The organism is Gemmatimonas sp. UBA7669 (assembly GCF_002483225.1).
In the GTDB taxonomy this organism is placed as follows: Bacteria; Gemmatimonadota; Gemmatimonadetes; order Gemmatimonadales; family Gemmatimonadaceae; genus Gemmatimonas.
Window position 1 is genome coordinate 36,625 of the sequence record NZ_DLHL01000030.1, and the last position, 11,230, is coordinate 47,854.

Below are 11,230 nucleotides of genomic sequence, written 5' to 3' on the forward strand. Positions count from 1 at the left end.
GATGCGCAATGGCTGCGTTGCTCCGGCATGACACCTCGCGTTCGTGCCACCGCCCCTCTGGGCGGGTCGCTCCTGCCGCACCCCATCCGCCACCTTGTCCTGGTGCTCGGCGATCAGCTCGACGCCACCTCGTCCGCGTTCGACGGTTTTGATGCAGAGCGGGACGTGGTATGGATGGCCGAGGTGATGGAGGAGTCCACGCACGTGTGGTCCAGCAAGCCGCGCACGGCCGTGTTTCTGTCGGCCATGCGGCACTTCGCGGCGGCGCAGCGCGCCTTGGGACGCCATGTGCGGTACACGACCCTTGATGACCCGGACAGCACGCATTCGCTCGCTGGCGAGTTGGCGCGGTCGGTGGCAGCGCTTGCTCCAGCGCAGCTTGTCATGACTGAGCCAGGCGACTGGCGCGTGCAGCAGACCCTGGTGGACGCGGCGCAGTCATGCGGCATGAAGCTCGAACTGCGCCCCGACCGTCACTTCTACGCCAGCATCGACGACTTCCGTGCGCATGCTCAGGGTCGCAAGCAACTGCGGCTCGAGTACTGGTACCGTGAGTTGCGTCAACGCCATGGCGTGTTGCTCACCAATGATGGCAAGCCCGAAGGCGGTCAGTGGAACTTCGATGCACAGAATCGCGGGAGCTTTGGCAAACAGGGGCCTGCAGACCTCCCCGCGCCGCGTACCTTCCCGCCTGATGCCATTACGCGCGAGGTGCTCACCCTGGTCAACACGCGACTGGCCTCGCATCCCGGATCACTCGATGCCTTTGACTGGCCGGTCACGCCGGACGACGCGCAGTTGGCGCTGAAGGATTTTGTGGAGCACCGTTTGCCGCAGTTCGGCACCTATCAGGACGCCATGTGGACCAACGAGCCCTGGCTCTATCACTCGCGACTCAGCGCGGTCATGAATCTCAAGCTGCTGAGTCCCCGTGACGTGGTGCAGGCCACCGAACGTGCGTACCGCGATGGCCATGTGCCACTCGCCGCGGCGGAGGGCTTCATTCGGCAGATTCTCGGCTGGCGAGAATACGTCCGTGGAATCTACTGGTTGGAGATGCCCAGGTATCTCACGCGCAATGCGCTGGACGCGCGTGAGCCGCTTCCGGCCTTCTACTGGACGGGTGACACCGAGATGCGCTGCCTGCAGCAGTCCATCGGACAGACCCTCGAACTCGGCTATGCCCACCACATCCAGCGTCTGATGGTCACGGGGTTGTATGCGTTGCTGCTCGGTGTAAACCCGGTGGCCGTGCACGAATGGTATCTGGCTGTGTATGTGGACGCGGTGGAGTGGGTGGAGCTGCCCAATACCCTCGGCATGTCGCAGTATGCCGACGGCGGCATCATGGCCTCGAAGCCCTATGCCGCCACAGGCAAGTACATCCAGCGGATGAGCAACTACTGCACGAGCTGCCGCTTCGACCCGGCGAAAGCCAGTGGTGATGACGCCTGCCCCTTCACGACGTTGTACTGGGACTTTCTCCAGCGGCATGAGCCGCTGCTGGCGCGCAATCAGCGCATGGCGTTACAGGTGAAGAACCTCGCCCGGCTCGACACCGCGGCGCGTACGGCAATTGCCGACCGGGCTGCGCACATTCGCCGGGAAGGCGGAGCGCCGCCGCGCGCGCTGCAACTGCTCTGACGTCACACGGGAATCGAACATGCCGCGCATGCGCAAGAAGTCTGAGTTGCCGTCCAAGACCTGCCTCACCTGTGGCCGCCCGTTCGTCTGGCGCAAGAAGTGGGAGCGCGATTGGGAGCAGGTGAAGTACTGCTCCGATGCGTGTCGGTCGAAAGCGCCCAGGTCATCACGCGCTGGCGACACTCCCTGACGCAGCGTGTGACAGCGCGGAAGGGTCCGAAGTAGGTTCCGGTATGCTCACCGTCGAACCGCTGGCCCGCCACCGTGACGCGTTGCCAATCCTCGCCGAATGGATGTTGGCGGAATGGGCCCCATGGTACGGGCCAGATGGCCCTGGCGATGCCATGGCGGACTTGGAGCGATACGCCTCCAGCGAAACGGATCTGCCGGTGGGGCTGGTGGCCTATCGCGACGGCGAACTGGTTGGCCTGTGCGCGCTCAAGGATGACGTGCTGCCTCCGGTGCCGCACCTCGGCCCATGGGCGGGCGCTGGCCTCGTCGGACCGAACCATCGTGGCCAGGGAGTTGGTGCGTCGCTGCTGCGTGCGACTACCGAATTGGCACGGTCCCTCGGATTTGGCCACATCTACTGCGCAACAGCCACGTCACACACGCTGATGGAGCGCGAGGGCTGGCAGCCGATGCAATCCGCAACGCTTCATGGGACCGCTGTCGTGATATATGCCAGGTCGCTGTCACTGGGTTCGTCCGGCGAATGCACGGGATGAGTATCCGTTGGCAGCCAGATCGTGAACCGCGTGCCTCGCCCCAGCTCGGAGTCGAGGAACAGCGCACCATGCATTTCGTGCACAGCCGAGACGACCGTGGCGAGCCCGAGTCCCGTTCCCCGCTCGCCTTTCGTTGAGACGAAGGCCTCAAACACATCGGGCTGCATGGACGCGGGAATGCCCGTGCCATTGTCTTCGATGACCACAGTCACGTACGGGCCCGGCGTCAGGTGTCCGCGGGTTGCCGGCTGGGTGTCGGTTACATCCGCCTGATCAATGCGCAGGCTGATCGTCCCGCCATCGGGCATGGCATCGCGGGCATTGAGGACCAGGTTGCTGAGCAGCTGGTCATAACGGCCGACATCGCCCAGTACTGTCGCACTGCCCAAGAAGGTCGTGGACAGACTCACCGATGGTGGCAGAGCGCCACGCAGCCCGCAGAGCAGTTGCTCGGTCATCGCTGCCACATCGAAGGGCTCCACGCGCAACGGGCGCATCTGGGCGATGGCCTGCAGGCGCGTGGTGAGGCGCGTGCCTCGACGCACGGCGTCTTCCGCCTCACCCAACTCGCGCGTGAGGTGGGCGTGCTCAGGCCCCAGCGCACCGCGGGCGCGCCACAACGCGTCGGTGATGGCGGAGAATCGGCGGTGCAGATCGTGAGCAAGATCACCGGCCAGACGACCGAGACTTTGCAGGCGTTCCCGCTCAGTAGACCGATCGAGAGAGACGTGAATGCGCACGACGGCACGGCGCGTGTGTTCGCGCTCCAGTTCGAGGGCCGCCACCAGGAATCCGATGCCCAGCGAGAACGGGCCCAGAAACGCACTGAAGACGGCGGCGGCCGGAAGCCACGGATCCGGCGAGTGAAACGCGATGCCGTAACGTACCGCGCCATCGACAACAAGAAAGCACAGGGCCACCGTGGTGCCGGTGCCAAGAGGCTGCAGCCTGCGCCGCGCGTGCGGCGTTTCGCGCCACGTGACGAAGATGACCCGCAGTCCCCAAAGCGTGGAGAGGACCAACAGGCTGCGGAGCCACAAGTAGCGCACCACGGTCGAATCCGGTTCGACTACGTCGTACCAGTAGTGCGCCACGCCGCCGATGGCCGCACCCAGTGCAGCGACCGCCCACGAGCGACGCATTCGCCAGGGAGCGCGCATGTTGGTCATGCCAATCTCAATGTCTGCCATGCTGCGTGCCGTGGCGCCGATCTGCTGGCCCATGACGAGGATGGCCGCGCACATCAGCATGACCAGTCCATGCCGAGTCAGGCGCGCCGAGTCGGGCAATCCCAGCCCCACGAGCCAGCAGGCATCCAGAACGGTCAGGGCCATCCACACCGCCGACGCGGAGCGAAGCGGGGCATGGCGCAGCTTGATTGTGAGCCCCAACATGGCGCAGCAGAACGCCACGGTGGCCAGCAGCTGCAACGCAAGGCTGGCGACGATGAACGGCGCAAACGGATTGGCCGTCACGGCAGCGCGCCCGAACGCTGCAACGCCGACTCGAACGCAAAGGCGCGGTCCGGCGGTCCGTCCGTTTGTTCCGACACCAGACGCCGAATACCCTGCGGCTTCATCTCATCTTGGAGCGCCGAGAGCGCCGAGAGCGCCGGCAGAAAAATCTCCACGCTGGTGCCCTGGCCCTCGCGCGAGTGCACGTCAACCGCGCCACCAGCGGACAGCGCAAACTGCCCCACCGTGTACAGGCCAAGGCCCGTACGCTGCGGTCCCTTGGTGGAGTAGAACGGATCGAACAGTCGCGTGCGCACCGACTGCGCAATGCCGGGTCCTTCGTCTTCGACGCGGAGGCACACGTACTCACGTGGCAGCAGCCACCCGAGGCTGCAGGGACGCGCGGCGTTCGGACGCACATCGCGCAGCGAGACTTGCACGGGACGTGTGCGCTGCGACGCGGCGTCATGGGCTTCGCCGGCATTGGTGACCAGATTGAGCACGGCCTGCTCGAACAGGACGGCATCAAACCGAACGGGTGTGCGGCTGCGAACGGCAAGCCGCAACGGATTGCCAGTCGGCAGCACCCGTTGCAGCATGGGGGCGAGGCTTTCGAGCAGCACACCCGGCGCCACATCGTCGGTATGCCCGGGACGACTCTTGGCAAATCGCAGCAGACGCGCTGACCATGCGCCGGCATCGCCGGTTTCCGACAGCACATCGCGCAGATCCTGCTGCAGGTCGTGCGCATCGGCTGGCACTTCACTGCGCACCAGCTCCGCCATGGTGCGGATGATCGTGAGCATGTTGTTTACATCGTGCGCCACGCCTGCCGCCATGTTGCCAAGGCTCTCGAGGCGTGCGGATTCCGCCGCCGCCGATGCGATCTGCTGGGTGTCCGATGCGGTGGCGAGCAGATGCTCCCGCTCGAGTTCAAGCGCGGTCCACAAGGTGCCGACGCCATAGACAATCATGGCCGCAGTGAGCAGCGTGGCCGACCAGAGTTCGCGGCCCAGGTCACCGAGCGCGCCGGGAGACTGCACCCGCAAGGCGCCGTCCATGATGACACAGAGCGCGGCCCCCGCACTGCCGAGGGCAAGCGGCAGCAGTCGTGCCGTCAGCCAGCGGCGATGGCGCAGAATGGCCACGCAGAGCAGCGAGGTGGCCAGAAAACCAGCGAGTTGCAAGGCACGTGTCAGCACCAGGGCACTATTCATGGCCTCCGCGATCACGCGCGGCGCCCACCACTGGGCCGTAAACCCAATTGTGCCGCCCAGGGCCAGGGCGCTCAGCCAGTCCCGAGGCAGTATGCGCACCGGATCGTCCGCTGCCACCTGAACGGCACGGAGCGAGAGCATGGCCATGAGCATGACCACACCGCCCGCCAGCGTCGCCAGGGCAATCTGCCTCACGCCCCCCGCAACCGGCTGCTGCCAGCCAATCACCCCCAGCAGGGCCAGCATGGCCCACACGAACCAGGCCCAGGCCATTGCCCGGTGGAACGCATGGCGCAGATACGAGGACAACGCCGCCAGCACGCCCGCGAACACGAGCGCAATGGCGAGGCGGGTGGCCAGGGCCAGTGCCGCGATGAAGGTGAGGTCGATGCTCTCAGACACGGGCGACATGCTGCGTGGAAGTATCGGACGCAGCGTCGCGGTTCCGTATGACTACCGGTCGGTCCGAGAAAAAGGGAGCCTCAGCCGGGCGAGGACTCCCTCGCCCGGCTGTCGGTCCCACTGCCCCAATCGGAAGGGACAATGCGACCAGTCCATTCATACCACTCATTCCTACCTGCGCGCAGCGAGCGCCCGTGTCACTGACACGCAAGGTGTGGCACAGCTTTCCAGTCCCATTCCTGCTCAACGGAGCCCTACATCCAGATCGTGACGTCGAACCCGGTGCCACATTGTCCGCCGCCGTCAGCCGGCTCGGCGGAGAGGATGTTGCCTGCCGAGTCGAGCTGGACGCACATCAGCACGCCGTTGCGTTTGGGGCTGGCGGCGGGCTCGAACTCCGGGCCGGCAATGGCGGCCGAGCGTTCGCAGGCAGCAAGCGGGAGCACCAGGGCAATTGCAGCGAGGGTACGACGCATTGGGGACAGCGTGGTCAGCAGGCGAGCAAAAGGCATGGGGTACTCCGCAGGAGGGTTGACCCATGATGCGCGCGCGTGGGACTCAGCTGTTATGCACAAATCGGCCCGGACTTTTCATAATCGGCCCAAATTGGGGCCGATAAAGTAAAGTGGTGGGACGAAACGGATGGATGTCTCAATGGAACGCGCGATAAACTGCGGTTCACTCACGCAATGACAGTCCTTCCGCCCCCCTCGTCATGACACAATTCACAATCCCCAACAGTCCGGCTCCTACAGCGCCCCCCGTGGTCAATCGCGAGGAGCTGCGGGGAGCTGTGCTGCTGGCATGTGGTGAATTGACGGGTTCGGAAGGTCTGCCTGTGGTGCCGGACTGTGTTCAGGCGGTCATACAACCCGTGATCGACCAGTTGCAGGCGCCGGCAGCTTCAGTGCCGCCTGAGCATCCCGTGTATCAGTGGCTGGCCGTGGCAGCCGCGGCGGAATCGCAGGGCTTGTTTGACGAGTCCTGGGATCTGCTCGACGCACTCGAGGACCGCGTGGGCGAGGCATCGCTGCACGACGAGCCTCTGCGTCTTCGCGTGGCGTCGCTGCTCAGCGCGCGCCGTGGACGGGTGGCGCGTGTGGCTGGTCGTCACGAAGACGCCGAAGCGTGGTATGCACAGGCCATTCAACTTGCGCGCCGAGGCCCGGCCCACGATCGATGGGCGGACGGCATGCCGCACGCCATGTTGGGCCTTGCCGCACTGGCCAGCAATCGTGGCAACTACCCTGAAGCTCGCCGTCTCGTACAGCGGGTGCTGGCACGCGCCAAGGAGGTGCACGACTGCTACCTCGTACCGGCACACCTCATCATGCAAGTGATCTGCCGAAAGCTTGGACTGATGGACGAGGCCCTGCGTTCGGTGTGGCAGGCGCACGACTTGCTCACGCCTCTGGACGCGCGACTGCCGGAGGTCCTGAATGCGCTGGGCGAGGTGGCCACCGAAATGCACGCCCCCGTTCCTGCCGTGCGCGCACGACTGGCCGTCCTCGCTTCGGCAGCCACGCCGCGTCTCGCGGTTGGCGCGCTGGCCGGTGTGCTCAGCTCACTTGTACGCTTGCCGGCCGATTTGCGCGGCCGCTGTGAAGCGGAAATCGCGCGCAGTCCGTGGGGACGGCACGTGCTGTCGTCGCGCTCCGAACCAACGGTACCCGCGCGCCTGCTCGGCGCCGCGCGTCCCTGGTTGGACGAAGCCGACGCGCGCGGCCTCACGCCTTTCGACGTGGTGCTGCTCGGTCTTGGCCTCGCGCGCATGGCCCTGCTGCTCGGCAACCACAGCTACGCGGAGCAGGTCAATGCGCTCGTGCTGCACACCGCGACGCAGCATGGCTATCACGAGCGCGTATTCGAGAGTGACGCGCTGGCCGCGCAGATTGCGCGGGCCACACCCATGCCGGAGCCGATACATACGCCCGAGCTCACCGAGTCGGCACGTAGTGTGTCTGTTCGCCGCCTGTTGACGCAGGAACACCCGCACGCCTTCGACGCCCGCGCTGTATTTGCATGACCGATCGATCGCGCTCCCGCCGGCTTCTCGCCTACGGCCTGCCTGCCATTTATCAGGCGGCGCTGCGCACCTCGCTCGAGGGCGCGGTGCCGGTGGAGTTTACCGCGTCCTGGCGTCGGGTGCAGGAACGGCTGCTGGCCGAACTGCAGATGGTGTTGCTGGTGGTGGTGCCGCGGGTTGACCCCACCCTGGGTAGCGGGCGACATCGCGACGGGTCTGACGCATCGGCCGGCGCGCTCGAGCAGCTGTTGGGCATGCGTGAGCGATTCCCGCATGTACCCATGGTGGGTGTGTTCATCGAGGGCGAGTCGGATTTCACGGGCACCGCACGTCTTGGTGCGGCTGGCGTGGCCGACATCATTCCGTCCTCGCGCCTTGCCTCACCGCGTGGCATGCAGGAGCTGGTGCAACGTTACGAGGCCGAGGGCGTGGCGCTGCGTGTGTGGAAGCAGGCCGGGCTTACGGCCAACACCGAGAGCGTGACCATGCTGCGGCATGCGCTCATGCTGTCGCATCGGCCGGTGACGCTGCCGCAACTGGCGCGCGCGCTGCGCATGCACGAACGCACCCTGCGCAAGCATTGCGAGGCGCATGGCATCCCGTCACCGCAGCATGTGATCGGCTGGGCACGCTGTCTGATGGTGGCCTGGTATCTCGAGGAACCGGGGCGCAGCATGCAGAGCATCGCCGATGTGCTGGGCTTCTCGTCGCCAGCCATGATGGCCAACCATGTGCGTCGCTACACGCGTCGCACACCAAGTGACCTGCGGGCGCACGGGGCCGTGCGTGCGGTCACGCGTCTGCTCGAGGCGCAACTGGCTGAGACTACGGTGCCCGATGTCCTGCCGGTGGAAACCGCCCGCGCCTCGGGCGACGACCTCACGCGGCCGCGGCTGCGATTGCTCTGACGGTGGGAAAAAGAAACTGGGCTCTTCCGGAGGCGATCGACTCCTCTGCGTTCTCTGCCGTTCTCTTGCAGTTCTCTGCGTGAGCTGTTGACGATCCGGCTTCTGCACCGAAACCTGTTGCTAAAGCGAGATCGCTAACAGCTCACGCGAAGAACTGCCAGAGAGCCGCGGAGAACGCAGAGGAACGGATCGTTCTTGATGGAACCGCATGGTGGATCTTCATTTTTGATCCGTGTGGTTTCCGCCCAATCCGCGTCATCCGCGACAAAGCCGTTGAACCCAGACGGCTGTTCTCTGCGGTCTCTGCGGTCTCTGCGTCCTCAAACTCTGAAGAGCCACTACGGTGTCTTCACTTTCTCCTTGGTGAGATACTGCCGCCCCAGCCATCCAGCCAGCGCCAGCCAGGCCAGGGACAGCGGCACCATGGAGAACGCCAGGCCGGACAGTCCGAGTCCGAACACGCCCATCCAGGTATAGGACCAGGCGCCCACCTGATCGCCGAGTCGATACACGAAGGTGTCGCTGAAGTTCTTGGCCTTGTACTTGTCGGAGCGCCCGAGCACGGTGAAGAGGGCTTCGCGGGCTGGACGTTGAATGGCAAAGTTGCCGGCACGACGGGCCACCTGGAACACGATCAGCACCGCCAGCGTGGGCGCAAAACCCATCACGCCAAAGCCGATGAGCGTGACCAGCGGCAGGAAGGCCAGTGCAGCGCCGACTCCCAGCCACTTGATGAAGCGGCCGGTCACGAACAACTGCGCCAGCAGCGTGAGCGCGTTGACGGCAATGTCCATGGCGCCAAACACCTGCGTGCGCGCTGCGCGATCTTCGCCAAACGTGCGAGCCACCACGTCCACCTGCTGGAAGTACAGGAAGGTGCTGGAGATGGTGTAGAACAGAATGAGCGAGGCGATACCGAGGAGGTACGGCGACGACAGGATGTGCTTGATGCCGTCCAGCATGCCGCCACCGATGACGGCCTCTGACGAGGCGGGGGCGGGTGCACCGGCCGTGGTGGTCGACGGCGCACCGACCTCGGACGCGGGGTCTGTCCCGTCATCGCTGAGCCGCATGGCTGCTTCGGCCTTGTCGAGCACATGCGAGGCGCGCACCGCTAGCTCGAGAATGAGCGCCGAAACCAGCATGAGATTGAGCGGACCCATGAGGCCCACCAACCCGGTGGTGATGCTGGCGCCCAGCATGGCGCCCACCGTACCGCCCACCGCCACCACGCCAAAGAGTCGCTTGCCCTGACCCGGGCGGAACACGTCGGTGAGCAGCGACCAGAACACCGATACAACGAACAGGTTGAAGATGCTGGTCCAGATGAAGAACACGCGGCCCACCCACACGGCCTGCGATGCGTCGACGGCGCGGAAGATCAGGTAGAACACCACCAGATTCAGAATGAAGAACCGGTAGGTCCACCCAATGAACTGCCGCCGCCTCAGCTTCGATACGAGCGACGTGTAGAGCGGGTGCACGAGCAGCATGCCCACCATGGTGCCAGTGAACAGCCAGGCCAGATTCTCGGCGCCACTGGCCGCGCCCATGTCGTCGCGAATGGGGCGGATGACGTAGTAGGCGCAGAGCACGAGGAAGTAATACGTCGTGGCCCACACCAGCACCGCGCCTTCTCCCGGGCGTGCGCCGACGCTGGCGCGCAGCCGCGCCAGCAGTCCTGTTTCAGCGTTCATGAATGGTCAGGTCGGGGACGCAGTCGTGAATCAGCGCCGCGCAGGCGGCAGGGCATCCACGAACTTGATGATCTGTTCACGCTGGGCCGCTGTGGGCAACTTGCCGATGCCGCCGCCGATGTTGTCGATCATGTTCGTCGCCTTGCTGGTCGCCGGCGTGATGGCGGTGACCGCCGGATGCGCGAGGATGAACTTGAGGAAGAACTGCGCATAGGTGGCCGCGCCAAACTCCTTGGCGAACTCGGGCACGGGCGTGTTGGCGGCGCGACTGAACAGGCTGGTGCGACCGAACGGCGCGTACACGAGCACGCCAATCTTCCGTTCCTGTGCGAGCGGCAGAATCTTGTCCTCCACACCGCGGTTGTCGGCCGCGTAGTCGATGCCGATGAAATCCAGCGGCTCATTGCGCATCACGCTTTCCAGCAGACCATACTGACTGTCACTGGTGGTGGTGATGCCCACATAGCGCACCTTGCCGGCCTTCTTGTACTCCTGCAGCACACCAAGCTGCGTTGGCGGATCGGCCATGTTGTGCACCTGGATGAGGTCGATCTTCGCCCGCTTGAAGCGCGCGAACGACTGCTCGACCTGCGCCTTGGCCGCCGCCACATCGGCTGTTCCCCCACCGCGGCCGGCCACATTGAGCTTGGTGGCCCAGAACATCTTGTTGGCAATGCCCATCTCGTTGACCAGCTTGCCGGCCACCTCTTCGGAGGCGCCATACGATGGCGCCGTGTCAAACACACTGGCCCCGCGATCGGTCATGGCCTTGAACACTTCACGTAGTGCGGTCACATCCTCGCTGCGCGCCACGGAAGAGAATGTGGCGGAACTCCCGAGGCCGATCACGGGGATCTTCTCGCCCGTCGAGGGAATGGCGCGCTGGATGAGCTGCCCCTGCGCCAGCGCGTCGAGCAATCGGGGGGTGAGGCTCAGCGTGGCACCGACACCGGCTGTCGTGGCCAGGAAGTCGCGGCGGGAGATCATGGTCATCCTCGGGCGAATCAGGAGGGAAGGGGAGCGGCGGGAACAACGAGGTCCACGGCGCCGGCATGTGGCACCAATGGCATGGATAGAGTACGCCCGTGTGAGGGGCTTTGCTGAAGGTGTGACGTGCCTGATGCCGGGATGTTAGGGAAGCTCTGATCAGGTAG

Annotated in this window: 10 protein-coding genes; 5 read left to right on the plus strand and 5 right to left on the minus strand. The window is 65.1% G+C overall.

Annotation, left to right across the window (positions count from 1 at the left end; all coding sequences use genetic code 11):
• Positions 1-27 precede the first annotated feature (27 nt).
• Genes B2747_RS09095 through B2747_RS09100 form a run of 3 tightly spaced genes read left to right on the plus strand, consistent with a single transcriptional unit; the run spans position 28 to position 2,372 of the window.
• The gene (locus B2747_RS09095) at positions 28-1,644 is read left to right on the plus strand and encodes a cryptochrome/photolyase family protein (RefSeq protein ID WP_291159418.1); all 1,617 of its coding nucleotides are present in this window, start codon (positions 28-30) and stop codon (positions 1,642-1,644) included.
• A 19-nt stretch (positions 1,645-1,663) separates the two neighbouring features.
• Positions 1,664-1,834 (plus strand): DUF2256 domain-containing protein, encoded by a 171-nt coding sequence (locus B2747_RS20150; RefSeq protein ID WP_343125887.1) that lies wholly within the window; start codon positions 1,664-1,666, stop codon positions 1,832-1,834.
• 43 nt (positions 1,835-1,877) lie between these two features.
• On the plus strand, positions 1,878-2,372 hold the full coding sequence (locus B2747_RS09100) for a GNAT family N-acetyltransferase (protein ID WP_291159421.1): 495 nt from the start codon (positions 1,878-1,880) through the stop codon (positions 2,370-2,372).
• On the opposite strand, the gene B2747_RS09105 is transcribed toward B2747_RS09100, so the two are convergent.
• From B2747_RS09105 to B2747_RS09115, 3 genes are all read right to left on the minus strand, one after another.
• Positions 2,303-3,847, minus strand: a complete 1,545-nt coding sequence (locus B2747_RS09105; protein ID WP_291159424.1) for an ATP-binding protein — start codon at positions 3,845-3,847, stop codon at positions 2,303-2,305. The genes B2747_RS09100 and B2747_RS09105 overlap by 70 nt on opposite strands.
• Positions 3,844-5,454 (minus strand): sensor histidine kinase, encoded by a 1,611-nt coding sequence (locus B2747_RS09110; protein WP_291159427.1) that lies wholly within the window; start codon positions 5,452-5,454, stop codon positions 3,844-3,846. The genes B2747_RS09105 and B2747_RS09110 overlap by 4 nt, the downstream gene beginning before the upstream one ends.
• Positions 5,455-5,699: 245 nt before the next feature.
• Positions 5,700-5,957: a hypothetical protein gene (locus B2747_RS09115; RefSeq protein ID WP_291159430.1), complete on the minus strand. Its 258-nt coding sequence runs from the start codon at positions 5,955-5,957 to the stop codon at positions 5,700-5,702.
• A 203-nt stretch (positions 5,958-6,160) separates the two neighbouring features.
• Here B2747_RS09115 and B2747_RS09120 point away from each other — a divergent pair, with 203 nt between their 5' ends.
• Together B2747_RS09120 and B2747_RS09125 are read left to right on the plus strand one after the other, a co-directional pair.
• The gene (locus B2747_RS09120; RefSeq protein ID WP_291159433.1) at positions 6,161-7,471 is read left to right on the plus strand and encodes a tetratricopeptide repeat protein; all 1,311 of its coding nucleotides are present in this window, start codon (positions 6,161-6,163) and stop codon (positions 7,469-7,471) included.
• The gene (locus tag B2747_RS09125) at positions 7,468-8,379 is read left to right on the plus strand and encodes a helix-turn-helix transcriptional regulator (protein WP_291159436.1); all 912 of its coding nucleotides are present in this window, start codon (positions 7,468-7,470) and stop codon (positions 8,377-8,379) included. Before B2747_RS09120 ends, B2747_RS09125 begins: the two co-directional genes overlap by 4 nt.
• A 338-nt stretch (positions 8,380-8,717) precedes the next feature.
• Here the strand turns inward: B2747_RS09125 and B2747_RS09130 are convergent, their stop codons facing one another.
• Together B2747_RS09130 and B2747_RS09135 are read right to left on the minus strand one after the other, a co-directional pair.
• Entirely contained in the window at positions 8,718-10,076 is a 1,359-nt protein-coding gene (locus B2747_RS09130; protein ID WP_291159439.1) for an NTP/NDP exchange transporter, read from the minus strand.
• 30 nt (positions 10,077-10,106) lie between these two features.
• The gene (locus B2747_RS09135) at positions 10,107-11,063 is read right to left on the minus strand and encodes an aldo/keto reductase (protein WP_291159442.1); all 957 of its coding nucleotides are present in this window, start codon (positions 11,061-11,063) and stop codon (positions 10,107-10,109) included.
• Between the last annotated feature and the right edge of the window lie 167 nt (positions 11,064-11,230).

What these genes read in the sequence shown, in the direction of transcription:
- B2747_RS09095 (WP_291159418.1), top strand. Translation starts at nt 28, where the DNA reads ATGACACCTCGCGTTCGTGCCACCGCCCCTCTGGGCGGGTCGCTCCTG.
- B2747_RS20150 (WP_343125887.1), top strand. Translation starts at nt 1,664, where the DNA reads ATGCCGCGCATGCGCAAGAAGTCTGAGTTGCCGTCCAAGACCTGCCTC.
- B2747_RS09100 (WP_291159421.1), top strand. Translation starts at nt 1,878, where the DNA reads ATGCTCACCGTCGAACCGCTGGCCCGCCACCGTGACGCGTTGCCAATC.
- B2747_RS09110 (WP_291159427.1), bottom strand. Translation starts at nt 5,454, where the DNA reads ATGTCGCCCGTGTCTGAGAGCATCGACCTCACCTTCATCGCGGCACTG.
- B2747_RS09115 (WP_291159430.1), bottom strand. Translation starts at nt 5,957, where the DNA reads ATGCCTTTTGCTCGCCTGCTGACCACGCTGTCCCCAATGCGTCGTACC.
- B2747_RS09120 (WP_291159433.1), top strand. Translation starts at nt 6,161, where the DNA reads ATGACACAATTCACAATCCCCAACAGTCCGGCTCCTACAGCGCCCCCC.
- B2747_RS09125 (WP_291159436.1), top strand. Translation starts at nt 7,468, where the DNA reads ATGACCGATCGATCGCGCTCCCGCCGGCTTCTCGCCTACGGCCTGCCT.
- B2747_RS09130 (WP_291159439.1), bottom strand. Translation starts at nt 10,076, where the DNA reads ATGAACGCTGAAACAGGACTGCTGGCGCGGCTGCGCGCCAGCGTCGGC.
- B2747_RS09135 (WP_291159442.1), bottom strand. Translation starts at nt 11,063, where the DNA reads ATGATCTCCCGCCGCGACTTCCTGGCCACGACAGCCGGTGTCGGTGCC.